This window comes from Winogradskyella poriferorum, assembly GCF_050618035.1.
Lineage (GTDB): Bacteria > Bacteroidota > Bacteroidia > Flavobacteriales > Flavobacteriaceae > Winogradskyella > Winogradskyella poriferorum_A.
Genome location: NZ_JBODPY010000009.1, coordinates 1 through 25,934 on the forward strand (window position 1 = coordinate 1; position 25,934 = coordinate 25,934).

A 25,934-nucleotide genomic window follows, 5' to 3' on the forward strand; every position below is an offset into this window, starting at 1 on the left:
GATTTATGTGCATCGCTTGATGTTCCAGGCGCACCAATCCATGTAGAGGAAGAGGTTGAGCAATGCTTAGCACATGCAGGTAGAATGAAAACATATCATCCATTAGCGTGTATTAGTGGAGGTGTAGCAACCGTAAGTGCTTTTCAGGCCGCACCAGCCGTAATTCCGGCAGGTTATCAGCAACTATATGTTTTAACAAATGCTTTTAACCTTACTATTCTTAACGTTTCAGCTACTCCAGAATTTGAAGTTAATCAAGTAGGGTTCTACAGAATTCATAGTTTAGTCTATGACCCAAGTACTTTAGATTTAAGTATTGTAGAATTAGGAACGACAACCGCATTTGATGTATTGCCGTTATTACAACAAGGAGGTGGTGAGATTTGTGCGTCTCTAGATGTGAGAGGTGCTGTAATACTGGCATTACCAGGATTCTTTTGTAATATTTTCGGTGGATTCTATGGAAAAGATGGAGATACAAATTCCGACACTGTGAATGATTGGGTAAACCAATATGATAGTTATGATAGCTTTGCAAAAGATGTATTGGCTCAGTTAATAGAGACAGATGTTTATCCAAATCCTGTAAGAACAGAATTAAATATCAATACTACTATTTTAGATGGAGAAACCATTGATTTTTCAATTATTGATATGCAAGGACGTTTACTTCAGACGGGTAGATTGAACTCAATTTCTAGAGACCTACATAACATAGATATGAAGGGTCTTAGCAATGGAACTTATATTGTTCAACTTAATTCAGAGTATAGAAACTTTACAACTAAAGTACAAGTACAACGTTAATTATTAAGTTCTATATATTAGAAAAGCCACCATTTTTTGGTGGCTTTTTTTTATGGGATTCTTAGTATAGGATATTGTAAATGTGCTTTTTCATAGTGCTTACTATTTTTATGAATCCAATCTAATTGGTCATACCAGTTATTAGCAAATTCCTTATCTAATGTCTTTTTAAGATTGAATTTTATTTGAAGTTTAGGGTCAGTTCTAAGTAAAAGTTTCGCTTTATCTTCCCAAACATATGGTGAAAACCCTTCCTTTTGTTGAAGTATAGTATCAAAGAAATTCCAATTAAAAAATGAATCTACAGCAGTTGGTTCTAAGGTCTCTATTAAGTAGCGCATGCCTGGTTGATTGGTATAGGCAATATAATTACCAGCCTTTATCAAAATATCACCTTTTGTTGTACTCACCTGAGTATTATTATGTTGGTAATGTCCTTCATAAGGTCTATTTCTGGTTTTATAATCTTCAATCTTATAGGCTTCAACTGTTAAGGTTGTGTCTTTATCAATCCTTGTTAATTCAATATTATTTAGTTCTAGCAAAGAAACTACGTTATGCCAGCCTTTTGGAATGATATAAGCTTTTGGTATTACAATTTCTGCTTTAGGTTTAAAGTAATTTTGATATTTGACGGGTTTAGTAAACGGTTTGGATTTATCATATTTTAATCTTTGAGCGCCTGTCAGATCACTTTCGATCATATTGCCTTCATAACCTTTAAAATTTAGAGTGGAAAATTGTGTTGTATCAACCTCCCAGTTTACAGGGTAATAATCACCAACCTTCCAAGTGCCAAGACTATTGCTTCTTAAGGATTCTATTTTGTCCTTGTCCTCTTCAATTATTTCAATCATACTGAGCATAAGTTCATAGGTGCCTTCAACACGTTGTTTATAAGGTTTGAGCATGTGAGTTTCTACCATCATCCCTAATGTATTAAACAAAGTGGTGTAACCTGTTGAATAACGCGGTGAGTCCATAAATTGTGTAAATCCTAAATCGGGTGTGCGATTAAATACATTAACATAAGGCGTAATATCCCATGATTTTGACCCTAATTTCGACTCCAGTGCAGGCATCATTTCATTATGTAGATATGCCCCAAGATCACCACCTAGTTTATTGTGTTGTGTAAATAAATGTGTAAGTGTATATTGATAATCAGCTCCATTACTGACATGGTTATCAATAAAAACATCTGGTTTTACGAGATGAAATATTTCAGCAAAAGCTTGAGCGTTTTTGGTATCTGATTTTATAAAATCTCTATTGAGATCATAGTTACGTGCATTACCTCTAAAACCGTATTCTTTTGGACCATTTTGATTGGTTCTAGTTCCAGAATTACGATTAAGGCTACCACCAATATTATAAATCGGAATGGTGGTGATTATTGTGTTTTTAGGAGCTTCAATTTTATCTTGAACAATGTCTCTAAATAGCATCATAGTTGCATCGATACCATCAGACTCTCCTGGATGAATACCATTATTTATGAGCAGAATTCTGTGGTCTTTGCGTAATGCGTCGAAATCGTCACCATTTTTATTCATGTTAAGCGTAACCAAATGTAAGGGCTCGCCAGAATCGGTTTTCCCCATTTCTTTAATTGAAATTTCCTTATATGAATCGGCCAACTTTTTATAATAAGTAATGGTTTGATCATAGGTCGCAGTTTCAAGACCATTTGATGTCTCAAATCGTGTTTCAAAATCAAGGTTATCTGCGACCTTAGAATTATTAGAGCAGGCAGAACAAAGAACAAATAGCAGTATTATTTTTTTCATGAAATTGATATGAAGGTTAGACCAATAATGATTTCAAACTTAAAAATTTTATAGCAGAATAACTTCTCGAATGTGTATTTTCGATCCCCAAAAATTGAGTAATTTTGCACAACTTTCAACAAAATCTAATGCAACAAACCACAAATACCATTTTAATGGTTCGTCCTATTAATTTTAGGATGAATGAGCAAACAGCTATCAATAATTATTTTCAAGAGGAATTGAAAATTAAGAATGCTGAGATTAATGCAAAAGCACAGCATGAATTTGATTCATTTGTTGAGAAACTGAGAGACGTCGGAATTAATGTGGTTGTTGTAAGTGATGATAAATTGATGGATACACCAGATTCTATTTTTCCAAATAATTGGGTAAGCTTTCATAATAATGGAGATGTTGCGATTTATCCCATGTTTGCTGAAAATAGAAGATTGGAGCGTCGTGAGGAAGTCTTTATAAAGTTAGAAGAAGAAGGATTTAAGATAAATAATATTGTCGACTATACAGGTGCAGAAGATGAAGGTGTTTTTTTAGAAGGGACAGGCAGTATCATCTTAGACCGTGTGAATAGAAAAGCCTATTGTGCATTATCACCAAGAGCAGACGAGGATCTTTTCATAGAGTTCTGTGAAGATTTCGAATATACTCCTGTGATCTTTACGGCTAACCAAACGGTTGATGGCAAAAGACTACCAATCTATCATACAAATGTGATGATGTGTATCGCCGAAAATTTTGCGGTGATATGTTTAGATAGCATAGATGACAAAAAAGAGCGCAAAAATGTAGTGAAGCATCTAAAAAGTGATGGCAAAGAGATTATTTCAATTTCAGAATCACAAATGCACAATTTTGCTGGTAATATGTTACAATTAAGAGGTCAAGATGATAAACGATTTCTAATTATGAGTGGTGCTGCTTATAATAGTTTGACCAAAGAGCAAGTAAGCAAAATAGAGCGCCATTGTGCCATAGTTTCGAGTTCACTAGAAACCATAGAAACTTGTGGTGGTGGAAGCGCGAGATGTATGATGGCCGAAGTATTTTTACCGCGAGCCTAGTTAATCTAGTTTGTTAAAAATATAACCACCTTTTTCTGCTCCCCAGACATGATTTCCTTCTGAATCGAAGCCACGATCCCACGAGATAATCTTGTCTTCTAAAACTTCAACCTCGCTTTGAGCATAAGACGCACCTCTAAGCGAACTAGCACAAGAGGTTTCGCCAGTGCTACCCATAAAGTGATTTTTATCGATGCGTTTAAGAACAACTTCACAACCAGATTTTAACATTAAATCAGATTTTGAAATAGCATCAAAAGCCACTGGTGTTTTCCATTTGCCAATCCATAAAGAATCTGTGTCTAAATTATATACTGCAGAACTAAAGGTGCTATCGCTAAGACGGGTAATCTCATAAATACGCTGACGATATGGCCTATCTTGCATGCTGTTAAGCGCTTGTTCCACGTAAAGGAAATTACCTTTATCTTGCCAAATAGGATACATATGAAGAGAAATGTTATAATAAGATGAATCTACTTGCGATTGTATCTCTGAATTAAATGAGCCTTGCATTAAAGAAAAGAGTTCTGTTAATTCTTTGTCTTCGACAGGTGAGGAGTTACTGTTTTTGCAACTAACAATAGTGCCAGAAACTAATAATAATATTAAGAGTATTCTCATGAGGTCTTTTGAATTAGATACCTCAATATAAGATTTTAATTTGAAGGGCCTTCTTTGGGTAATTCAATGAAAAATTTACTTCCAACGTTAAGCGTGCTTTCAACCCATATTCTACCATTATTCAATTCGACTAAATCTTTAGCAATGGTGAGACCTAAACCAGTACCTTTCTCATTTTTTGTACCAATAGTTGTGAAGTTTTTATTTGCCTTAAAGAGTTTGTCTAGATTTTCTCTAGAAATACCAACACCTGTATCTTCTACGCAGATGAGAGCCTTGCCATTAACATCCTGATTAGAAACAGTTATAACATCACCAGTTCTGCTAAACTTAACGGCATTTGTAATAAGGTTTTGAATTACAATTTCAATCATACTTCTATCTGCATAGACAAAGTCGCGCTGTGATTCATCAATAAGAACAATGCGCTTATCCTCAATTTTTTGCTCTACTAATGCAATTTTGTTATGGAAAACCTCTTGAATATTAAAATGTTCTTGTTTAGGTTCTAAATTCTGAAGTTGAGATTTTGACCAATTCAATAGGTTAAAAAGTAGGGCAGAAGCGTTGTTGGCATTTTCGCTAAGCTCAGGTATAAGATCATTAAATTCTTCTCTCGAAATACTGTCCTCTTTTAGTAAGTCTAAAAACGCTTTGATGGAAGAAATCGAATCTTTTAAATCATGGGAAACTATAGAGAATAGCTTGTCCTTTACTTGATTGACTTCTTCTAAATGATGTGTTTGCTCTAATATGGCATCATTTCTAATTTTTTCGAGTTCCAATGCCTCATTTTGCTCATCAACCTTACTCTTTAATGTCTTAAGTTTTGATAAAGCATAAATCAAAAGGCCTAAAAGTATTATTAAAGCAAGAATTCCTCCATAAAGATATAGAGGATTCTTGCTTAACCAATTGTCTTTTCCATCGTCATTAACGATGGAATTTGAGCTATCAACAAATGGATCATTATCTTCTATGTCTAAAGAATCAAAGTCTGAAGGAAAAACTTGTTGTTCTTCTTGCGCCACTTCTTCCTTTAAATCATAGTATTTGTTCTGCCAGAAAAATGCATTTTGAAAGTAACCTCTTGTAGAATCTAAGGCTATATGCAACTTGTAATTTTCTAGTAATTCTGTTTTGTTATCAATCTTCTGGGCTATGGCATAAGCCTCGTTTAATTGTGTTTCTGCAAGTCTAACTTTTTTACGCATAAGGTTTAAATTACCTATGGCGTTAAGCGCTCTGAGTAAGCCTTCTTGATTATTTTGTCTTCTATTGTATTTAAGACCCTCAACCAATAATTCTGAAGCTTTTTCAAACTCTTTAAATTGTAGATATTCGCTACCTAGTTTTGGTAAGATCTCACCTCGTAGTTCTTGATCAGAATCCTGAGGGATCATATCTAGAACTTTTTCATAGTATTCTATAGCTCTACGATGCTCCTTTCTTACTGAGTATAGATCCGCAATATTTTTGGTTGATAGTTTAACACCGTCTCTGTCGTCAATCTGTTTTCTTATTTCGAGTGCCTTGAAATTAAAATCAATGGCCTTGTCAATTTGATTTGTTTTAAAATACGCTTCTGCTAAGTTGTTATAGGCTTTACTCAACTCATCCTTAAGTCCTTTTTGTTCAAAAATTTCAATTGCAGATAATGAATTTTTTAATCCTACAATGTAGTTGCCACGCTTTATTTCAATCAAGCCAATGCTATTGCTGACCTTGGCAATACCCAATGAGTCCTTTATTTTTTGAAAATACAGTCTCGACTTATTGTAATTATCAATGGCATTAAAGTAATCATTGCGGTTACTGTAAATGAGTGCACGGTAGTAAGTACTTTCAGCCAGACCCTTTACATAGTTTAAACTTTCTGCAAGTTTAGCTGTTTCGGTTATGAAGAGTAATGCTTTTTTGTAATCTTCAGCCTTGTAGAGTTCTTCGATAAGTTCTATGGAAAGATTAACCTTAACTGTATCTTGCTGTTGATAGGCAAGCTGAACAGTTAAATAATCTATCTTTTCATTTTGAGCAGAGGCAAAAAATGAACCGATAAATAACAAGCATGTTAGTAACCACTTCATGCTGTTGAAGTGTTACTGCAAATTGTTTTGTTTTTGGTTGGTATGCTTTTATATAAAAATACAAAAGGTAAGTTCACGCAAAACAATAACAATTTTGTTAATGTTTGATCTTTAAGCCTCATCAAAGTTTGGGACATTTGTTAATAGCTACTCAAAAATGGCACAATGTGCTCAAAATCGCTAATTATCGGGTTTTAATACCAATATTTTAGATAAAGAGCCACATAAAATTCTATAAAAAAATACTAAATCGATTAACGGCAAAAATCATAGAAAAACTACCATTTTATCGGTGAAATGCACATGTGATTTAAATTATTGATAATCAATTATATAGACATGATGCAATCCAATATTATATTGAGTTGTTATTGCATTTTACATCTAGAAAAGTTGAAATAATAATAGGAATTTTATGCGATTAAATATGTCTAGGTCAATCTGCCATTAACGGATAAAACTGCTATCTTTGCAGGCGTTTAGAATAACAATTGTTTGTCAAATTATGAATCTACAGGAGACACTTGAATTTCATGTAAAAGAAGCGGTCAATACATTATATGAGGCCAATATTGAAACGGTCGAATTTCAAGCCACTCGCAAAGAATTTGCTGGTGATATTACGGTTGTAGTATTTCCAATGTTGCGTGTGGTTAAGGGCAATCCTGTGGTTATTGGTGAACAAATAGGTGCTTATCTCCAAGATAATGTTGATCTGGTAGAACGCTTTAACGTCGTTAAGGGATTTCTAAATCTTGAAATAGCAGATAGCTATTACCTCAATTTCTTTAATGAAGTTAGTCAAAATACATCATTTGGTTTTGTAAATACAAAGGATGATAAGGCTGTAATGGTAGAGTATTCTTCGCCAAATACTAATAAACCTCTACACTTAGGACATGTTAGAAACGTATTGTTGGGCTATAGTGTTTCTGAAATTTTAAAGGCCTCAGGTAAAAAAGTCTACAAAACTCAAATCATAAACGATCGTGGAATACATATTTGTAAAAGTATGTTGGCTTGGAAGCGATATGGGAAGGGAGAAACACCGACTTCCACTGGTCTAAAAGGTGATAAATTGGTAGGTAATTATTATGTTGAATTTGATAAAGCGTACAAAGCTGAAATTCAAGAATTGATTACACAAGGGCAATCTGAAGAAGAAGCCAAGAAGAACGCACCAATACTTTTAGAAGCGCAGGAAATGTTGCGTAAATGGGAGTCTGGTGATGAAGATGTCGTTTCATTATGGCAAATGATGAACCAATGGGTTTATGATGGATTTGAAGAAACCTATAAGGCAATTGGTGTTGATTTTGATGCTTATTATTACGAAAGTGACACGTACTTATTAGGAAAAGAATTTATTGCTGAAGGATTAAAAACTGGTGTATTCTTTAAAAAGGAAGATGGTTCGGTTTGGTGTGATCTTACGGAGGATGGACTAGATGAAAAAATTGTTCTTCGTAGTGATGGAACAGCGGTTTACATGACCCAAGACATCGGTACGGCAATTCAGCGAATAAAAGATTATCCTGATGTTGGTGGAATGGTTTATACTGTAGGGAATGAACAAGATTACCATTTTAAGGTCTTATTCTTAATCCTTAAAAAATTAGGGTTCGATTGGGCTAAAAATTTATTTCATCTTAGCTATGGAATGGTCGATTTACCAAGTGGTAAAATGAAAAGTAGAGAAGGAACGGTAGTCGATGCAGATGATTTAATTGTTGAAATGGCATCTACGGCAGAGGAAATTTCTAAAGAGCTTGGTAAATTAGATGACTACAATGAGCAAGAGAAAAAAGATCTTTATAAGATCATTGGACTCGGCGCCTTAAAGTATTATATCTTAAAAGTGGATCCAAAGAAACGAATTCTGTTTGACCCGAAAGAGTCTATAGATTTCCAGGGAAATACAGGGCCATTCATCCAATATACCTATGCCAGAATACAATCTATCTTAAGAAAATCTGAAGTACAAAATACTGGTGAAATAGGGACAATAAAACTTCATGAAAAAGAACGACAGCTTCTTAAACAACTACAATTGTTTCCAGAGATTATTCAAAATGCTGCGAGTCAACATAGTCCTGCATTAATTGCAAATTACACTTATGATCTTGTAAAGGATTTTAATTCTTTTTATCAGAATGTATCAATTTTAGGTGCAAGTTCAGCTGACGAAAGATCCTTTAGAGTGTCTTTATCTGCAATGGTGGGTCAAACTGTAAAAAATGCCTTTAGTGTCTTAGGAATTGAAGTTCCTGAACGTATGTAGGTCTTTAGCTGCAACAATATTTTAACCATTTTTTGGCGTATAAAAATTTGCGCTTTTTGTATCTTTAACTTTGGTTATAATTAAAAAAGCAAGCAGTTATGAAACAGTTATTTTTCACTAATAAATTGAGTGTAATTTGTGTTGGGTTGATGTTACTTCTATTATCACCAATATATGCTCAAAGTACATATTCAGAATATAAGGGAAAGGTTGTAGATGCCAAAAACAATAAACCACTAGAATATGTAAGTCTTAATGTTTTAGAAACGAATATCAGTGTGGTTACGAATTCTGAAGGTGAGTTTTTATTAAAGGTACCAGAAGAATTTATAAATTCTAAACTCGTCGTTGCTTTATTAGGTTACACCAAGAAAGTTATTAATCTAAATAGTCTTTCTGATAATGTGTCTGTCATAAAATTAGATGAGGCCTATACAGAACTCTCAGAAGTTAATATAGCCGCTTTTAAGGATGCAAATAAACTCGTAAGAAAGGTCTTTGCTGAAAAAAGTAAAACTATACAGAATCGTAGTGTGTACATGACAGCATTTTATCGTGAGACAATTAAGCGAAGAAGTAGAAACGTCTCATTAACAGAGGCTATTGTAAATATTTTAAAGCAACCTTACACTTCAGATTATCGTGATGCTGTTACCTTAGGTAAAGCCAGAAAAAGTACTGATTATAAACGTTTAGATACTGTTTCTGTAAAGCTTCAAGGAGGTCCGTTTTCTACACTTTATCTAGATATTATGAAATATCCAGAATATATTTTTACTGAAGAATCTATTGAGACCTACAGGTTTTCATTTGATGCACCATCAACAGTTAATAATAGGAATGTATATGTGGTTAATTTTAGACCTAAAAACAAAACCTTAGATTTAAGCTATTATGGGAAACTATACGTTGATGTGGAGACCTTAGCTTTAGTTAGTGCAAATTATTCGTTAGATGTCAGTAATAAGGGAAGGTCAAGGAATTTATTGGTTAAGCGCAAACCTAGGGATATAGTAGTTTATCCTTTAGAAGCAAATTACAAAGTAGACTATAAGCAACAAGGCGGTAAGTGGTATTACAGTTATTCTAATCTAAATTTACGATTTAAAGTCAATAAGAAGCGTGAGCTTTTTAATAAGGTTTATTCTTTATCAAGTGAGATGGCAGTTACGGATTGGGAACTAAATACTGACGACTTAAGGATTAAGGCTAAAGACAAGTTAAGACCAACAGTCATTATTACTGATGCTATATCTGGATTCTCAGATCCAGATTTTTGGGGTGAATATAATTTGATTGAACCCGATAAATCTATTGAGTCTGCAATTGAAAAAATCCGAAAAAACATCAAAAAAGAACAAGAAAGAACAAAGGACAGCAGACCTTAGTTAAATTTACCTTGATATTTTAAAGCCTGTTTTATATGGGCCAAATGATGATTGCTGTGCCATGCGTAGACACCAATGGTTTCTTCAATTGTGAAAACCTTATTGTGTTCAGGATGAATAAAAGTACGCTTTAAATCCTCGCCCTCAAGACTTCTTAGAAGAACACCTAATTTGTGATGCACACCCTTTAAGATTGAGATTGCCGTATCAATAGGTTCGTTATAATCTGGTAACTTAGCGAAACGATCTTCAAAATAAGGACGTATGGTTGGTCTATGCTCTGTAAGTGCTAGCTTAAATCGTATAATACTGTTCATGTGGCTGTCGGCACAATGATGAACAACTTGTTTTATGGTCCAACCTTCGGGTCTGTATTTATAATTAAGTTCTTCCTCGCTTAAATTATCTGTTATATCTACAATAGCTATAGGAAGTTCTACAATATGATTTATCCATTCTTTAATATGGTTACTTGTTATGGTTTCTGGTTTCGCAAATTCTCCTATTGGAAATCTTAAGTTGTAGAATTCTTGTTCTGTCATGACTGATTAGTTTTCTTTTTCTTTATAATTAAATCTATAGGTGTAACCGATACTAAGTTCGGTAAAATCTGCTTGTCCAAGATTGGCATTTATATGTGCGCCAATGTACATATTGTGTTTAGGACTGTTTGTAGTAGACCATAGATAATATTTTAATCCCATTCTTGATGAAACCGTCCTTTTTATTTCGTAATACCAGTCTAATTCACCTAATACCACAATGGTTTCACCATTGGAGTTTTCAAAAGAATAGCCTTGGTTGAGTTGCCAATCTATTTGATAAAATGGTTTGTAAATGTTTAGACCTAAATCAAACTCAAAGCCTACGTGACCTAGCAATAACTCTGAAGTTGCAAAAAGCCCAAAATTTGTAGCATAGCCAAACGGATTGATTTTAAATTGAGGTAGTTGTTCTTCGACTAAGGCACCATCATTGTTTATATAATCGTAATAATGCTCGTAGAAGCGATAATAAAACCCACCACCAAACTTAAACGTGTTGTTTATTATTTTCCCTGCACTCATTGCAAAAGAGTAGACCTCTTTTTTAGAATTAAAAACTTCGGACAGTACATTTTGACCTAATCCTAATCGCCAAGAGAGATAGGTCTGAGATTTTTTAGAGAATGCATGTGGTTTCTTTGGTTTTTCTGGTTGTTGATTTGAATCAAATTTTGCAGCTAAACTTAAGGCTAAAGAATTGAGGCCTTGGTTTGGGAGTCTTGTGTGTCCATTAGAATGGTGCAAATAACCAAGTCCAAATCTATAATCGATTTTATTTTTTTTGAAAATATCATAGTATAGAAATGATCTAAAAGTCCAGTTTAAATCTGTTGTTATAGCTCTATTAAATGGATTTTCAATGACATCATATTGTGTATTTGTATAAGAGGTGCCAATTCCTATTTGAAGGTTGAGATTGGGAATTTTCTTTTCTAATATCGAAAATTCAATAAAGGGATAAATTGAGATGGCCTGACCAACTTTTTCTGAATTTCCAAAATCAGTATAACCTATTCCTATACCAGTTCTAGGATAATGTAAGCGCGCAGCCCATTCCTTCTTAGGATTAAAATTGTAGCTCCCATAGCTTAAGAATAGACTCTTTTGTAAACTGGTTTCTGGAAAATCGGTATTGGCTTCTAATGTCTTACCTAATTGCAATTCGGCAAGTATAAATTTAGATTCTCTAGATGAATTTTCTTCTTGCTGTGCACCTAAGAAAGATGCAAAACAAAAGAAGGGTATTAATCGAAAAATTATTTTAGAATTAATGAGATTGAGTTTAGTTGATTCCTTGTAAAATTACTAAAACTTTACTCTAAAGCTTAAGTTGGGTGTAAACTTTAAGGATCTGTTATCCACACGGATAATTGTATTATCGGAATCTAAAGTATAGAACCGATTTATAATGTTAGTTTGGTTGAAGATATTCCAAATGGATGCACCAATTTCGGCTTTTAAGTTAGTACCAAGATTAAAATCATAAATAGCAGAAATATCTGTTCTAAAATAGCTCGTTATACGCTCGCCGTTTGGCGCATCAAACTCTATTGTAGCATTAGTGTCATCTTGATTGGCACTTGGTGCAGTATAAGGTCTACCTGAATGCCAGTTAATACCGAGACCAATTTTTAAACGCTCAACATTATAGGTAAAGGAAGCATTGGCAACATGTGTTAGATCTAAGGTATTAGGAAAAGGATTTCCATTGTTAAGTTCATTAAACTGGTAATCATTTTTGCTATAGGAATAGCTAAGCCATGTACTAAAATCATCAAACCGCTTATTTATTAGCAAATCAACTCCCTTAACGGTGTAAGACCCTAAATCATTTATAAATTGAAACTGATTTTGGAAACCTTGGCTTCGTGCGGTGATATTATCAACGAATTTATAATACAACTCTGCAGATACCAATAGATCATTTTTATCATAACTTAAACCAGCAGAAATCTGTTGACTCTTAATTAAAGGTACATCTTCACCATTGGTAAGTTGCCAACGTCGCTTTTCGATTCCAAAAAAGTCCTGTTGAAGATCTATAATTTGTGTAATGGCTTGACTTTTTAATTCGGCTAGTATTTCCAGTCGGAAATGATCATAAAACTTTTGATTAAAGGTGATTCTTGGTTCCATTACCACTTCAGAAAACTTGTCGAAATAACTCATTCGAGCACCAAATCTAACTGCACTTTTTTTAGAAAGTGAATTCCACTCTACCTCACCAAATAGGGAGTGTGATCTCACAACTTCTTTAATTAAACTTGTGAAATTTGGATTTGTAACATCCTCAAAATTTGTAACGCCTGTTTCGATAAATTGGTAGCCACTATTAATGACAAGGTTATCATTTACAGATTTAGTAAGATCAACTCTAAAACCAGAATCTTCAACTTTATTTTCTTGTGTTAGCGTTTGATTATTTGTGATATCATTATTCGATGCTTCTAAATCATAATTAGAATAGTAGGCTTCTATTGTTGTTTCAAATCCAGGATTCCATAGTTTTGAATATCGCACACTCGCTCCAAAACTATTTTGGTATAAGTCACTTTCGCTTTCTTGTATATTGTTTTGAGTAGTCGTAAAAACTTGATTGTAATCTAAACCATTATAAATATTAAAGAAGTTAACTCTCAGTTTTGAGTTTTTATCTAAATCGTAAAGATATTTAAGATTAAAATCGTTGAATACAAATCGTTCGTCTAAGGCAAGTTGCGTATTGGTATTATTAGAGGTGTTTAATTCGGAGTCCCTAAATATTCTGTCAAAATAGGCATCATAAGTTAAGGAGGCAAAAAGATCTGTAAACGACCTTCTGGCCGATACTTGAAGTGCCATTTTATCTGAAATAGGAATTTTGGCAAAGCCATCAACACTGAGTAAATTGGCACCTATTCCACCTTCAAAATTGGTATTAATGTTGTCGGAATTATTAATTTCAATGATACTAGACACACCATTGCCAAATCTGGCGCTAGTTCCATTTTTCGAAATATTTACAGACTCCGTTAGGTAAGGATTAAATGCAGAGATTAAGCCAAAAAAATGACCACTTTGGTACATGCGTATGCCTTCATAAAGTATGAGATTCTGATCATTTGTGCCACCACGAATATTAATATTTGAAATACGTTCGTCTACACTTATGATTCCTGGTAACTTTTGGATGATTTGTAAAACATCTGGCTCAATTAATCCTGGTAGGATATTAAAGGCCTTTGTACTGGCCTTAATAGCACCATTATTTGTTTTTGAGATACCTTTAGTCAAATAGTTTTTAATTACTATTTCTTCAAGCTTTTGAACTATGAACTGGCTTTTAATTTCTGAAGGTGTAACAGCAATAAATCGATTGCTCAATAATTTAAAATCGAGATTAGTAGTTGCTTTTAAGGTGTTTAGTGCTTGTCTAAGGGTTAACGTATCGTCTGGTAATTCTGCAGTTTTGCCAGCAATTGTTTTTGGTTCAAATGAAAACCTGACATCATATCTGTCTTCGAGTATCTGAAGGATGTTTGAGAGAGGTTGAGGTGCCTGTTCGTCACCTTGACTATAGCTAAAATTACAGAAGGTGACAATAAAAAGTATAACAACTACACGGCAAAATAGTTTACTCACGTTTAAGTACAATAGATGAACCTGATTTACTGTAACCTAAATTTAGTGGTATTGTAATGGATTTCAATGCTAATTCTAAATTTTTATGTGTAAAACTACCTGTGTATAGTCGGGTAGTGTCCACATTGTCACTATCAATATCAAGTTGATAGTGATTCTCTAATTCAGAAATAACATATTTTAATGGGACATTATTAAAGCTACTTTCACCAGCTATCCAAGTTGGTGTAGCGCTAATTTCTTTTTCTATAGTAATTTGTTTCCCATCTATAAACATTATGGATTTTCCTGGTTCTAACTTGGAGGATGTTCCATTGTATTCTACTGCTACTAAGCCTTCATAGCAAGTAACCTCAAAATAACCTGGTCTCTGCTTTACATTAAACTGAGTTCCTAGAACAGAAACGATACCTTCATTTGTGATAACATCGAATTTTTTGCCTTTAGCAACTTTAAAAAAGGCTTCACCATTAAGGAAAACATCACGTTGAGAAGACCATTTACTTTTATTGAATGATAGAGTAGAATTTGCATTGAGCTCTACAGTAGAGGCATCTGGTAATGCAACAGAAGACAACTGTGCAATACTCGTATTTACATTTGTGTCTAAATTGTTTGTATAGAAATAAACACTAAATCCAATGGCAAGTAAAGCGGCAATTCGTAATAATGGCTTCAACCAGGAAGTATTTGTTCTAGTCTTATCCATTTGATTTTGAATAGTACTAAAGTTCTTCTCAACATTAAACTCTGGTGCTTTGAAATTATTTAAAGCCTTGTTTAATCGGATAATTTCATCATAATCCGGTAACTGCTCAAAAGCTTTCTGCTCTTCAGAATTTAGGTCGTTATCTAACCATTTTAATATGAGATCTTCTCTTTTCATAATCGTTGTTCACACATAAAACAATTGAACTCTAAAATTTCCTACCCTCTGATCAAAAATTTTTTTATTTCAATTCTTCAATTTCTGCTCTAAGCTTTTTTAGAGCACCATAAATACGCTTCTCTACAGCTTTAGTAGATATATTTAAAATTGAAGCAATTTCTTTAAACCGTTTGCCTTCAACACGGTTCATTAAAAATGCGACACGTTGAGGTTCTGTCAAATTTGCTAAGGCACGTTGCAACTTCTCATGGTACTCCTTTTCTTGAAGCACAAATTCTGGACTTTCATTGGTCGAAATTTTTTGTGGTTGCTGATTGTATTTTAGGACAACCTTTTCGTGCGCAACAGCATTTAACATTAAATTATTGGCCGTCGTAAATAAAAAGCTCTTTGCTTTATCTGGAGTTATTTTACTACAGTTTTGCCACACCTTAATAAAAGCCTCCTGTACTTTGTCTTCTGGATTTAAACGTTCACCAAATTTGTAATAAAGAAAATCATAAAGATCCTTGGCGTGTTTCTTATAGAAACGCTCAAACAAAGATTGATTGCAGATGTTATCTTTAATAGGTTGGCTCATATGATAATGGCAAATTAAAAAAAAATTAGTTGGGAGGGTAGGAGTTTTTAATTCTTAATTGTTTTATAAACGAATCAACAAAATAAATATGTTATGAAGACCAAATTCAATCAATTAATCCTACTTGCCTTTTTTGCCCTTTTAAGCTTTACGGCTTGTCAAAATGAAGAAACACAAATTTCCGAACCTTCAGAACAGGAGACAATTGCACCTGCCTCTGCCTTAGCTGGTTTAATGAGTAATACTACCGCTAATTTTGGAGCTTATGATGATGTTTTAGATGGTGCGAGTTGCTTTTCAGTAGAACTTCCAGTAACTGTAATAGTTAGTGATATTACTATCGTAATTGAAACGCTAGAGGATCTTGAAGAACTGGAGGATTTATTCGAAGAATTTGATGGAAATGAAGATATATTAGACTTTATTTTTCCAATCACCATAATATTTAATGATTACACTGAAGTCGTTATTGAAAACGAAGAGCAGTTAGAAAACTTCATTACCGATTGTGATGATGAGGTTGATGATGATGTTATTGAGTGTATTGATTTCGTTTATCCGATTTCATTTTCAAATTTTAATGCAGACTTCGATATTATCGACACAATTTCAATCGGTAGTGATGAAGAGCTTTACAATTTCCTTGAAGAATTAGAGGAAGATGATAATGCCTTAATTGTAAGTTTAAATTATCCAGTGACCTTAGAATATGCTAATGGAGAAACTATTGAAGTTAACTCTAATAATGAGTTAGCAGAAGCCATAGAAGCTGCTGAAGATGATTGTGATGACGACGATGAAGAGTATGAATGTAATGAAGATAATATTGCAGAATTATTAGTTGAATGTCCTTGGGATATAGATGATGAGTTTAATGATTTTGACAATTACCAGATTATCTTTAATGAAGATGGATCTTTAGAAATTACAGAAGGTGATGCGACTTCTGCGATAGGTGGTAATTGGGAATTGAATGATACAGATGATGGATTAAAATTAACGCTATCCAATCTTACCGCTTTTGAAGAGGATTTAGGAGGTATTTGGATCATTACAGAATGTGATGATGATTATTTAGAGATCCAAAGAGGTGACTTTGTCTTAGAACTAGACCAGGATTGTGACAACAGTGAAGTAGACTGTTCAGTTGCAGAAATAAGTACAGATATTGTAGAGTGTGCATGGTTATTAGAGACAAACCTAATTGATACTACACTTGCAGTTTACGTTTACTTTACACCTAATGGTGAAGTATTAAGTGCTAATGCAGATGGAACTGAAACTGTTATCGGTACTTGGGATTTAACTTTATCAGGTGGTTACATTTATCTAGCATTAGAATTTGAGGGTGAGTATGAGGTTCTTAATGGTCAATGGAAAGTTGCAGAATGTGAAGATGGTGAGCTTTATTTAATTAATGAAGATAATTACATCTATTTAGATCAAGACTGTGAGGATGACGAGTATTATTGTCAAGAAGAAGAGGTTGAGATTAATCTTAAGGAGTGTGTTTGGAATGTTGTAGACTACAATGGTAGTGGTGAGCTTATCGATTTTGATTTTGATTTCACAGTAAATTATGATGTGTTTGTATCATTAAACGGTAATGTTGTGCAAGAAGGTAACTGGTCTGTAGAATCAAACCCAGCAGGTTTAACCTTAAATATCGATATTCAGTTTGAGAATTTAGCTGGGACTTGGCAAATTATTGAATGTGATGATGAAAGACTTAAATTGGTTAGAGAAGACGATTATGTTATCCTTGAGCGTGATTGTGAGAATGATGTCAATCCATTTGAATGTTATGAAGAGGAGCCTGATTATATTCTAGAGGAATGTGATGACGATAATGATGGTTTTGCAGTTTTCAACATTTACGAAGCTGTTCCAGATTGTGATAGTAATGCAACATTATCCATCTCCTTCCATACTACGGCTTCAGGTGCAGAAACAAATACAGATATTTTAGAAGGTGCTACAGCTTATACTAATACAACAAACCCACAGACGGTTTATGTGAGAGTGGCTTTATTTGATAATCCAGATGTGTTTTTCAAATACCCAGTTGTCTTAATTGTAGAGGATTGTAGTGCAGGTGTATTCGATTGTTTGGATGATTTTGAACTAGCAGAATGTGCTAATCCAAACGGTGTGGCTGAGTTTAATTTAACCGCTAATACCATTGGATTAATAGATTGTCCATACAGTTTTACAGCTACTTTTCATGAGACAGTTGCTGACGCTGAAGCTGGTGTTGCACCAATTGCCAATACAGAATCATATGTTTCTGGTTCAGGTGAAGTATACCTGAGAGTAGTTTCGGAAACTGGAAGTTTTGAAGTATTTACAATCTTCTTATATGTTGATGATTGTAGTCAAAACGACTGTACAGAAGGTGATGTAGATGGAATTTTAGCAGAATGTACTTGGGTACCTGTAAGTTATAACGGAGATGACAATTTAATCAATTGGGTATTGGATTTTGAAGCCAATAGTCAAGTAGTTGTAATGTCTAATGGAGAGACAACTGTATCAGCCATTTATTCAACTTCAGGATCGGCAGACGGTGTCGTAGTAACTTTTGAAAATGTTGCTGGACCAGAAATTCAGGCTCTATCAGGGAGTTGGTTAGTTGTGGAGTGTTCTGCTGAAGTTTTACAATTACAAAACGGAGATGTAAATATAGTATTAGAAAGAACTTGTGACTAAGAAGAAGAACCGCTATTAAGTAAGTTAGTATTTTTTAGTAAGTTTAAGTTGATCGAAAAGAGTTGCTACCGCTGAGCAACTCTTTTTTTATTACAAAATTCTCAAGTTATACAACCCATAATTATAGATATCCCATTCGTTTATCTCTTGTAAATTCTTAAATTTGCAACTTCTAAAAGAGATAAAGATTATGTTCAATAATTTAAGTGAGAAGTTAGATAAAGCGTTACACGTTCTTAAAGGTCATGGTAGCATTACAGAGGTTAATGTTGCTGAAACTTTAAAGGAAGTAAGACGAGCGCTTTTAGATGCCGATGTTAACTTTAAAATTGCGAAGCAATTTACGAATACAGTTAAGGAAAAGGCACTTGGTCAAAATGTACTCACGACCCTGCAACCTGGCCAATTAATGGTTAAGATTGTTAAAGACGAGCTCACTGAGCTAATGGGTGGTGATGCTGAGGGTATTAATCTTTCTGGTAACCCTAGTGTGGTTTTAATGTCTGGTCTTCAAGGATCTGGTAAAACAACTTTTTCTGGGAAACTGGCCAACTATCTCAAAAACAAGAAAACAAAGAAACCTTTACTGGTAGCTTGTGATGTTTATCGTCCTGCGGCGATTGATCAGCTACATATTGTTGGAGAACAAATTGGAGTAGAGGTTTATAGTGATAAAGGTAATAGTGATCCTGTTGCTATTGCACAGGCTAGTATAGCACATGCCAAGTCCAATGGTCATAATGTGGTCATAATAGATACCGCTGGTCGTTTAGCGGTTGATGAAGCTATGATGACTGAGATCTCTAATATTCACAAGGCGATTCAACCTCAAGAGACTTTATTTGTTGTGGATTCCATGACTGGTCAAGATGCTGTTAATACGGCTAAAGCCTTTAATGATATTCTAAATTTTGATGGTGTTATCTTAACCAAGTTAGATGGTGATACAAGAGGTGGTGCCGCGATATCCATTAAATCGGTAGTTAATAAACCAATCAAGTTTATTGGTACAGGTGAGAAGATGGAGGCTATAGATGTTTTCTATCCATCACGTATGGCAGATCGTATTCTCGGAATGGGAGATGTTGTATCACTTGTAGAGCGTGCTCAAGAGCAATTTGATGAGGAAGAAGCACGTAAGCTCCAAAAGAAAATTGCTAAGAACCAATTTGGATTTGACGATTTCTTGAAGCAGATACAACAAATCAAGAAAATGGGTAATATGAAAGATCTCATTGGAATGATTCCTGGTGCAGGCAAAATGATGAAAGATGTTGATATAGATGATGATGCTTTTAAGGGCATAGAAGCTATTATCCATTCTATGACACCTGGTGAGCGTACAAATCCATCACTGTTAAATGCAAGTCGAAAGAAACGTATAGCAAAAGGTTCGGGTACGACGGTTCAAGAAGTAAACCAATTGTTAAAGCAATTTACCCAGATGAGCAAGATGATGAAAATGATGCAAGGTGGAGGCGGAAAGCGTATGATGCAGATGATGAAAAATATGCCGAGATAACATTAATAAACAAACCATTAGTAATGACAATTTTAGACGGAAGAAAGACGAGTAACGACATTAAAGCTGAGATTAAGGTCGAAGTTGATAAAATGAAAGCTAATGGTGAAAAGGTACCACACTTAGCTGCTGTAATCGTCGGTAATGATGGCGCTAGTTTAACTTATGTTGGTAGCAAGGTAAGAGCATGTGAGCGCGTTGGTTTTGAGTCGACTATGGTGAGATTACCAAATACAACTAGTGAAATTGAGCTACTCGATACTATTGAAGATTTAAATAATAATGATGATATCGACGGCTTTATTATTCAATTACCATTACCTCCTCAGATTAATACACGTAAAGTCTTAATGGCTGTTAACCCAGATAAAGATGTCGATGGTTTCCATCCTACAAACTTTGGTAAGATGGCTTTAGATATGTCTACATTTATTCCGGCTACGCCTTTTGGTATTTTAGAATTACTAGATCGTTACGGCGTAGAGACTAAAGGGAAGCATACCGTTGTTATTGGGCGTTCGCATATTGTAGGTCGTCCAATGAGTATTCTAATGGGTCGTAAAGGATTTCCAGGAAACTCAACTGTGACACTGACGCATAGCCATACTAAGAATATTACGCAAATTACCTCTCAGGCAGATATCATAATTTCTGCATTAGGAATTCCAAATTTCCTAAAAGCTGAAATGGTTAAGGATGATGTCGTAATTGTAGATGTGGGTATTACTCGCGTACCTGATGATTCAGAAAAAGGGTATTACATTACGGGCGATGTAGACTTTGAAAATTGTAGTAAGAAGGCTAGCTTCATTACACCTGTACCAGGAGGTGTTGGTCCAATGACCATTGCTATGTTATTAAAGAACACCTTACTAGCTAGAGAGCAACATAGATCTAAATAAAAAATAGATTATCATTTCGCAAATAACTGCGACTTATCTTTAAAAGCCTTAAATTCAAGGGCGTTGCCCGATGGATCTTTAAAGAACATCGTGGCTTGTTCACCAACCTGACCCTCAAAGCGTATATAAGGTTCAATAATAAATTCAATTCCTTTTGACTTTATTAAATCAGCAAATTTATGGAAAGACTCCCATGGTAATACGACTCCAAAATGGGGCACAGGAACATCCTTGCCATCAACTGGGTTAGTGTGTGAATCATCCTCGACCTTGGCTTTGTAATGAATAACCAATTGATGTCCAAAAAAGTTATAATCTACCCAGTGATCGCTACTACGGCCTTCTTCAAAATTGAGAATATTGGTATAGAAGTTTCGACATTTTTCAATATTGTCTACAGGAATTGCTAAATGAAATGGTGAAAGTTGACTCATTATTTATTTCTTTTTTGTCGATGATTATTAGGTTGGTACGTCTTTTTAGAATCCTTGATTAAGGTGTTTAGATGCTTAAACTCAGATGGGGTAAGTTCCCTATGCTTACCTAAAGGCATATCGAGTTTAATGTTCATGATTCGTACTCTTTTTAATGTCAATACATTATAGTTAAGATAGTCGCACATACGTCTAATCTGTCGATTTAATCCTTGAGTTAGGATAATACTAAATGTGTACTTATCTATTTTCTTGACTTCACATTTCTTAGTACGTTGACCGAGTTCCTCAATATAGATACCACCAGCCATACGCGCTATAAAAGTTTGAGAAATAGGCTTGTCTACCGTAACGATATATTCTTTTTCGTGGTTATTGCTTGCTCTGAGTATCTTATTTACAATGTCACCGTCATCTGTCAATAGAATTAGGCCTTCACTTGGTTTATCTAATCGCCCAATTGGGAAGATACGTTTTGGATAGTTTATATAATCAATGATATTATCTTTTTCAACGCGTGTGTCAGTGGTGCAGACAATGCCAACAGGTTTATTAAAAGCTAAATAAACGAAGTCCTTTTTGCGCTCACCAATAATTTCGCCATCCACTTTAACGACATCACCCACGTTGACTTTCGTTCCCATTTCTGGGACAATATCATTTATGGTGACACGACCAGCATCAATTAAACGATCAGCTTCTCGCCGAGAGCAAAATCCAGCTTCACTTAGATATTTATTTAATCGTTTTGGGCTGTCAGACATTATTCTTTATTCAAAAATTCAATAATATAAGGTGTTATGGAGTCATCTCTTAAACTATGACCGAAACCTTCAGTGGTCACTAATTCCGAATTAGCATATCTATTAGCAAATAGTAGCGCATCTTCATAAGGAATTATACAATCCTTCTTATCATGGATAATCAAACCTTTCGCTTGGATATCTTTTGTGAAATTAGCGGCAGAAAAATAATCTGTAGGTTTCCCAAATCGTTCAAATACAATACGATCAAGGCCTTCAGAAATTCTATGATTATAACCCATCATTGTTTTATAACGCGTAAACACACCTGTAAAATGAGCTGGCGCACCTAAGAGCACCATCTTTTTTACAAAATCTAGATCATGATTATGCATACAGAAAACACTAGCCATACCGCCAACAGAGTGGCCTATCAAAACTTCTGGTTTAAATGCTTCTGCAACAACATTGATAAACTCCGAATAAAGAATGGCATTAAACTGTTTGCCACCAGATTGTCCATGGGCTGGCCCATCCAAGAGGATAATATTATAGTCTTGAGCCGTCAAATCATTAAATAAATAAGACCATCGTGCGGCATTACTTTCCCAACCATGAGCTAACAAAATAGTTTTAGAATTCCCTTTAAAATGGTAGGTCGCAATCTCATGATTTTCGTACTGAAGCATTTTGTATTTTGCTTTATTTAAGACCTTGAGCTGGGACTCATTATATCTGCCTTTTCTTGGAGAAGCAAACAAATTCAAGGCTTTTTTCGAGGCATATTTGGATGAGATTAAACTCGTTGCATTTAATGCTTTGCCTATAGATTTAACAACTAAACTGCTCATTGTTCTTCTCTGTTTACAGATTCAATTGAAAATGCTGGTGTACAAATTGCAAGATACTCGCAAGGCTCCGTGAAAGGATTTGAGTATTGTATTCTTGTATTTTTATTAATCTTAATAGATTGACCGGCTTCTAAAACGATGGTTTCATCTTCAATTATAAATTGCTTTTTACCTTTTATTATAAAAGTAAATTCATCAAATTCTGGCGTTTGAAATGGTTCACTCCATCCTGGTGGTGCAACCATATGTGCAATACTAATATCCTTGTTACCGTCGGTAGCTAGTCCAAAATATTCTTTAATTATTTTTCCATCGTTTGTTGGCACGATGAAGGGTGAATTTTGTATGTGGTATTTTTTAGCTTTCAAAATAACTTACTTTAAATCTATTTTCATACGTTCTTCATTTGCACGTTGTTCAAGAATTGTATTTGTAGGATCAGCCATAAATTCTTTCTCGGCTTTTATATAGTCTGGGTAATCTCTATATCGTATTTCGAGTATTTGTTCATAAGATAGTAAGAACAAAATTGAAGCTGAGCACCCAATGATTAATAACCGTTTTAAAAGGTTTCTATAAAAAACGTTTTTTGTTTGATATAATTTTAGGAGTACAATCGCTATCACAAGGATTAAAAGACCAAGACTAATAGATAGACCGTCTTGACCATAAGGCCAGCTTTGAAATTTAAAGAGTGCATAAATCACAACTAGCGCTAAAACTACTCCAGTAAAAATTGTACCCAACAAGCGCCATAAACTTACGTGATCGTAACTGTTTTTTTTGAAAGCATGTCTAAGTCTAATGTTGTTAAGCAAGAGGAAACTAAAATAAAAGTAAAGACCTCCTAAAAATAAACACAGCAAAGTGAGTATCGCAGATGCATATGGCTTTAAGACTAATAGACTAAAAACCATTAGCAGAATAATTAGAGATCCTAAAACTACTTCTAATTGCTTCATTAGTTACCAATGCATTATGAAGTACTTAATTTTTGTGTCTCCAGGAACTTGAATAGGATCAATAGATTTTTCAGTACTAAATCTTAAGGCAGTTGGAAGTTCGTTTTTATCAATAGTAAAAGACGCATTGATCTCATTTACTGAAATAACCAATGAGTTGTCAATTAAGCGATCAATTTTAGAAATATTATAAGCTTCATTTATTTCGCCGAAGGTGCTTAAAATTGAAATGCCCTTATCTGTTTTATACCGATTATCTAAAATGGAAATACTTGAAATAACAGATGTGGAATCTAAAGCTTCTCTTGGAGAAAGGTCTAAAAGTTTTTTACCACCTTTTTCGTAGACCTCAATGCTATTCACGGAACCAGCAAATTCATCTCCTGCAACATAACGAACAACAGAGTCATTTAAGAAAACAGTATTTAAATCCTTTACTTCTGTAGAATCCGTTAACAGACCTATTTGTGTTTTCTGGACTAAAAATGGATCAGGTGCTTTATCTGTTTCACAACCTACAATTAAAATTAGGATTATAATTAGTGCAATAGTGGTATTTCTCATATTTTGATTTGGAATTTTTAAGTTGGGGTTATTTGAGCATTTTAGTTAGAATACCTAGAACACTTCTAATGACAGTAGGACTAGATAATACTTTTACTATTGGGTTTTGTCTTGTGCTACGTCTTTTTGAAGAGGATCGTTTCTTAGTCTCTGCGCGTTTAAGTGCTTCTTGTTCCTCCTTAGCTTTACGTTTGGCTTCTTCAGCCTCAGCTTGCTCAATTTTTTTGTTTAGCATTTCGTAGGCACTCTCACGATCAATTTCTTCATTGTATTTTCTTGCCAATTTAGATTGTGCCAATAAACCACCAAGTTCAGCTTCAGTTAGAATATCCATTCTACTCATTGGTGCACGCATTAAGGTTGCGGCCAATGGTGTTGGTTTTCCCTTTTCATCTAATGCCGATACTAAGGCTTCACCAATACCTAATGACGTCAACACTTCTGCTGTGTCATAATATTCAGTGTCAGGATAATTCTGTGCGGTTAGTTTTATGGCCTTGCGATCTTTTGCTGTAAATGCACGTAATGCATGCTGTACCTTAAGACCCAATTGCCCTAATACTGCTTCTGGAACATCGGTTGGATTCTGCGTTACAAAATACAAGCCCACACCTTTACTACGTATCAGTTTAACAATGCTTTCTATTTGGTTGAGAAGTGCGTCTGAGGCTTCATTAAAAATGAGATGTGCCTCATCAATAAACATTATGAGTTCTGGTCTACCACTATCGCCTTGTTCTGGAAATGTAGAATAGATTTCTGCCAATAGACTTAGCATAAAAGTGGAGAACAGTTTTGGTTTGTCTTGTATATCTGTTAATCGAATAATATTAATATAACCACGTCCGTCCTTATCGAGTCGCAGTAAATCTTGGGTATCAAAAGATGTTTCACCAAAGAAAAGATCACCACCTTGCTGTTCTATTTCAATCAGTTTTCTAAGAATGGCTCCTGTAGAGGCAGTAGAAATACGTCCATAAGCTTCTTGAAATTCTTTTTTGCCTTCACCTGTGGCGTACTGCAAGATTTTTTTAAAGTCCTTTAAATCTAAAAGTGGCAATTTGTTGTCATCACAGTATTTGAAAATAACTGAGATGATACCTGCTTGTGTTTCGGTTACATCGAGTATCCTAGAGATAAGTACTGGTCCAAATTCACTAATAGTGGCTCTAAGTCTTACACCATCTTGCTCGGATAAAGTGAGAATTTCTACAGGAAATTCTTTGGCTTCAAAAGGCAATCCTATTTTTTCATGACGTTCATCGATTTTAGGATGTCCAGGACTGGCTTTTGCCAAACCACTTAAATCACCTTTAATGTCCATTAAAAGCACCGGAATACCTTTCTCAGATAAATTTTCAGCCAATACCTGAAGAGTTTTGGTTTTACCGGTTCCGGTAGCACCAGCAATAAGCCCATGTCTATTCATGGTTTTTAAAGGCACGTTTATATAGGCATTTGTCATGGTTTCACCATCAAGCATTCCTGCTCCAAGTGTAATGAAATCGCCTTTAAACGTGTTTCCTTGGCTTATATCATTTCTGAATTTATCCGATTTCGTCATTGTAATTTAT

General features: G+C 34.5%; 22 protein-coding genes. 7 read left to right on the forward strand and 15 right to left on the reverse strand.

What is annotated here, in order from left to right; all coding sequences use genetic code 11:
• On the forward strand, window positions 1-807 hold an 807-nt coding region (locus tag ACRHOC_RS14405; RefSeq protein ID WP_431159337.1), incomplete at its 5' end, for a T9SS type A sorting domain-containing protein.
• Between the two features lie 50 nt (window positions 808-857).
• Here the strand turns inward: ACRHOC_RS14405 and ACRHOC_RS14410 are convergent.
• A complete protein-coding gene (locus tag ACRHOC_RS14410; protein ID WP_431159338.1) occupies window positions 858-2,597 on the reverse strand; it encodes a M14 family metallopeptidase in 1,740 nt (579 codons plus the stop codon).
• 128 nt (window positions 2,598-2,725) lie between these two features.
• Here ACRHOC_RS14410 and ctlX point away from each other — a divergent pair, with 128 nt between their 5' ends.
• Window positions 2,726-3,658 carry a citrulline utilization hydrolase CtlX gene (gene ctlX / locus ACRHOC_RS14415; RefSeq protein ID WP_431159339.1) on the forward strand — a complete coding sequence of 311 codons (933 nt, stop codon included), beginning with the start codon at window positions 2,726-2,728 and terminating at the stop codon, window positions 3,656-3,658.
• On the opposite strand, the gene ACRHOC_RS14420 is transcribed toward ctlX, so the two are convergent.
• Window positions 3,659-4,282: a chromophore lyase CpcT/CpeT gene (locus tag ACRHOC_RS14420; protein WP_431159340.1), complete on the reverse strand. Its 624-nt coding sequence runs from the start codon at window positions 4,280-4,282 to the stop codon at window positions 3,659-3,661.
• A 35-nt stretch (window positions 4,283-4,317) separates the two neighbouring features.
• Window positions 4,318-6,369, reverse strand: coding sequence for a tetratricopeptide repeat-containing sensor histidine kinase (locus tag ACRHOC_RS14425; RefSeq protein ID WP_431159341.1), 2,052 nt, complete (start codon window positions 6,367-6,369; stop codon window positions 4,318-4,320).
• 505 nt (window positions 6,370-6,874) lie between these two features.
• Between ACRHOC_RS14425 and argS the strand changes: the two genes are divergently transcribed.
• Both argS and ACRHOC_RS14435 read left to right on the forward strand, forming a co-directional pair.
• Entirely contained in the window at window positions 6,875-8,650 is a 1,776-nt protein-coding gene (argS, locus tag ACRHOC_RS14430) for an arginine--tRNA ligase (protein WP_431159342.1), read from the forward strand.
• A gap of 98 nt (window positions 8,651-8,748) precedes the next feature.
• A complete protein-coding gene (locus ACRHOC_RS14435) occupies window positions 8,749-10,038 on the forward strand; it encodes a carboxypeptidase-like regulatory domain-containing protein (RefSeq protein ID WP_431159343.1) in 1,290 nt (429 codons plus the stop codon).
• Here ACRHOC_RS14435 and ACRHOC_RS14440 read toward each other — a convergent pair.
• The 5 genes from ACRHOC_RS14440 to ACRHOC_RS14460 form a co-directional block, all read right to left on the reverse strand.
• On the reverse strand, window positions 10,035-10,580 hold the full coding sequence (locus ACRHOC_RS14440; protein WP_431159344.1) for a YfiT family bacillithiol transferase: 546 nt from the start codon (window positions 10,578-10,580) through the stop codon (window positions 10,035-10,037). The two genes, ACRHOC_RS14435 and ACRHOC_RS14440, sit on opposite strands and share 4 nt — an antisense overlap.
• 6 nt (window positions 10,581-10,586) lie before the next feature.
• Entirely contained in the window at window positions 10,587-11,744 is a 1,158-nt protein-coding gene (locus ACRHOC_RS14445; protein WP_431159345.1) for an acyloxyacyl hydrolase, read from the reverse strand.
• Between the two features lie 144 nt (window positions 11,745-11,888).
• Window positions 11,889-14,204, reverse strand: a complete 2,316-nt coding sequence (locus ACRHOC_RS14450; RefSeq protein ID WP_431159346.1) for a TonB-dependent receptor plug domain-containing protein — start codon at window positions 14,202-14,204, stop codon at window positions 11,889-11,891.
• Window positions 14,197-15,090, reverse strand: a complete 894-nt coding sequence (locus ACRHOC_RS14455; protein ID WP_431159347.1) for a FecR family protein — start codon at window positions 15,088-15,090, stop codon at window positions 14,197-14,199. The genes ACRHOC_RS14450 and ACRHOC_RS14455 overlap by 8 nt, the downstream gene beginning before the upstream one ends.
• A 64-nt stretch (window positions 15,091-15,154) precedes the next feature.
• Window positions 15,155-15,673: an RNA polymerase sigma factor gene (locus tag ACRHOC_RS14460; RefSeq protein ID WP_431159348.1), complete on the reverse strand. Its 519-nt coding sequence runs from the start codon at window positions 15,671-15,673 to the stop codon at window positions 15,155-15,157.
• Between the two features lie 93 nt (window positions 15,674-15,766).
• Between ACRHOC_RS14460 and ACRHOC_RS14465 the strand changes: the two genes are divergently transcribed.
• The 3 genes from ACRHOC_RS14465 (at window position 15,767) to ACRHOC_RS14475 (ending at window position 20,806) form a co-directional block, all read left to right on the forward strand.
• A complete protein-coding gene (locus ACRHOC_RS14465; protein ID WP_431159349.1) occupies window positions 15,767-18,382 on the forward strand; it encodes a hypothetical protein in 2,616 nt (871 codons plus the stop codon).
• Window positions 18,383-18,572: 190 nt separating this feature from the next.
• A complete protein-coding gene (ffh, locus tag ACRHOC_RS14470; protein WP_431159350.1) occupies window positions 18,573-19,904 on the forward strand; it encodes a signal recognition particle protein in 1,332 nt (443 codons plus the stop codon).
• Between the two features lie 23 nt (window positions 19,905-19,927).
• On the forward strand, window positions 19,928-20,806 hold the full coding sequence (locus ACRHOC_RS14475; RefSeq protein WP_431159351.1) for a bifunctional 5,10-methylenetetrahydrofolate dehydrogenase/5,10-methenyltetrahydrofolate cyclohydrolase: 879 nt from the start codon (window positions 19,928-19,930) through the stop codon (window positions 20,804-20,806).
• An 11-nt stretch (window positions 20,807-20,817) separates the two neighbouring features.
• Here ACRHOC_RS14475 and ACRHOC_RS14480 read toward each other — a convergent pair whose 3' ends face one another.
• The 7 genes from ACRHOC_RS14480 to ACRHOC_RS14510 are packed head-to-tail and all read right to left on the reverse strand — an operon-like array spanning window position 20,818 to window position 25,924.
• Window positions 20,818-21,240: a VOC family protein gene (locus ACRHOC_RS14480; RefSeq protein ID WP_431159352.1), complete on the reverse strand. Its 423-nt coding sequence runs from the start codon at window positions 21,238-21,240 to the stop codon at window positions 20,818-20,820.
• A complete protein-coding gene (gene rluF, locus ACRHOC_RS14485; protein WP_431159353.1) occupies window positions 21,240-22,004 on the reverse strand; it encodes a 23S rRNA pseudouridine(2604) synthase RluF in 765 nt (254 codons plus the stop codon). The genes ACRHOC_RS14480 and rluF overlap by 1 nt, the downstream gene beginning before the upstream one ends.
• Window positions 22,004-22,834 carry an alpha/beta hydrolase gene (locus tag ACRHOC_RS14490; RefSeq protein WP_431159354.1) on the reverse strand — a complete coding sequence of 277 codons (831 nt, stop codon included), beginning with the start codon at window positions 22,832-22,834 and terminating at the stop codon, window positions 22,004-22,006. The genes rluF and ACRHOC_RS14490 overlap by 1 nt, the downstream gene beginning before the upstream one ends.
• Window positions 22,831-23,202 (reverse strand): cupin domain-containing protein, encoded by a 372-nt coding sequence (locus ACRHOC_RS14495; protein WP_431159355.1) that lies wholly within the window; start codon window positions 23,200-23,202, stop codon window positions 22,831-22,833. Before ACRHOC_RS14495 ends, ACRHOC_RS14490 begins: the two co-directional genes overlap by 4 nt.
• A gap of 6 nt (window positions 23,203-23,208) precedes the next feature.
• Window positions 23,209-23,796, reverse strand: a complete 588-nt coding sequence (locus ACRHOC_RS14500; RefSeq protein ID WP_431159356.1) for a hypothetical protein — start codon at window positions 23,794-23,796, stop codon at window positions 23,209-23,211.
• 3 nt (window positions 23,797-23,799) lie between these two features.
• On the reverse strand, window positions 23,800-24,360 hold the full coding sequence (locus tag ACRHOC_RS14505; protein WP_431159357.1) for a hypothetical protein: 561 nt from the start codon (window positions 24,358-24,360) through the stop codon (window positions 23,800-23,802).
• 28 nt (window positions 24,361-24,388) lie between these two features.
• Window positions 24,389-25,924 carry a helicase HerA-like domain-containing protein gene (locus tag ACRHOC_RS14510; RefSeq protein WP_431159358.1) on the reverse strand — a complete coding sequence of 512 codons (1,536 nt, stop codon included), beginning with the start codon at window positions 25,922-25,924 and terminating at the stop codon, window positions 24,389-24,391.
• Window positions 25,925-25,934: the final 10 nt, after the last annotated feature.

Coding starts and splice junctions, on each gene's coding strand:
- ACRHOC_RS14410 (WP_431159338.1), bottom strand. CDS start 2,597: ATGAAAAAAATAATACTGCTATTTGTTCTTTGTTCTGCCTGCTCTAAT.
- ctlX (WP_431159339.1), top strand. CDS start 2,726: ATGCAACAAACCACAAATACCATTTTAATGGTTCGTCCTATTAATTTT.
- ACRHOC_RS14420 (WP_431159340.1), bottom strand. CDS start 4,282: ATGAGAATACTCTTAATATTATTATTAGTTTCTGGCACTATTGTTAGT.
- ACRHOC_RS14425 (WP_431159341.1), bottom strand. CDS start 6,369: ATGAAGTGGTTACTAACATGCTTGTTATTTATCGGTTCATTTTTTGCC.
- argS (WP_431159342.1), top strand. CDS start 6,875: ATGAATCTACAGGAGACACTTGAATTTCATGTAAAAGAAGCGGTCAAT.
- ACRHOC_RS14435 (WP_431159343.1), top strand. CDS start 8,749: ATGAAACAGTTATTTTTCACTAATAAATTGAGTGTAATTTGTGTTGGG.
- ACRHOC_RS14440 (WP_431159344.1), bottom strand. CDS start 10,580: ATGACAGAACAAGAATTCTACAACTTAAGATTTCCAATAGGAGAATTT.
- ACRHOC_RS14455 (WP_431159347.1), bottom strand. CDS start 15,090: ATGAAAAGAGAAGATCTCATATTAAAATGGTTAGATAACGACCTAAAT.
- ACRHOC_RS14460 (WP_431159348.1), bottom strand. CDS start 15,673: ATGAGCCAACCTATTAAAGATAACATCTGCAATCAATCTTTGTTTGAG.
- ACRHOC_RS14465 (WP_431159349.1), top strand. CDS start 15,767: ATGAAGACCAAATTCAATCAATTAATCCTACTTGCCTTTTTTGCCCTT.
- ffh (WP_431159350.1), top strand. CDS start 18,573: ATGTTCAATAATTTAAGTGAGAAGTTAGATAAAGCGTTACACGTTCTT.
- ACRHOC_RS14475 (WP_431159351.1), top strand. CDS start 19,928: ATGACAATTTTAGACGGAAGAAAGACGAGTAACGACATTAAAGCTGAG.
- ACRHOC_RS14480 (WP_431159352.1), bottom strand. CDS start 21,240: ATGAGTCAACTTTCACCATTTCATTTAGCAATTCCTGTAGACAATATT.
- rluF (WP_431159353.1), bottom strand. CDS start 22,004: ATGTCTGACAGCCCAAAACGATTAAATAAATATCTAAGTGAAGCTGGA.
- ACRHOC_RS14490 (WP_431159354.1), bottom strand. CDS start 22,834: ATGAGCAGTTTAGTTGTTAAATCTATAGGCAAAGCATTAAATGCAACG.
- ACRHOC_RS14500 (WP_431159356.1), bottom strand. CDS start 23,796: ATGAAGCAATTAGAAGTAGTTTTAGGATCTCTAATTATTCTGCTAATG.
- ACRHOC_RS14505 (WP_431159357.1), bottom strand. CDS start 24,360: ATGAGAAATACCACTATTGCACTAATTATAATCCTAATTTTAATTGTA.
- ACRHOC_RS14510 (WP_431159358.1), bottom strand. CDS start 25,924: ATGACGAAATCGGATAAATTCAGAAATGATATAAGCCAAGGAAACACG.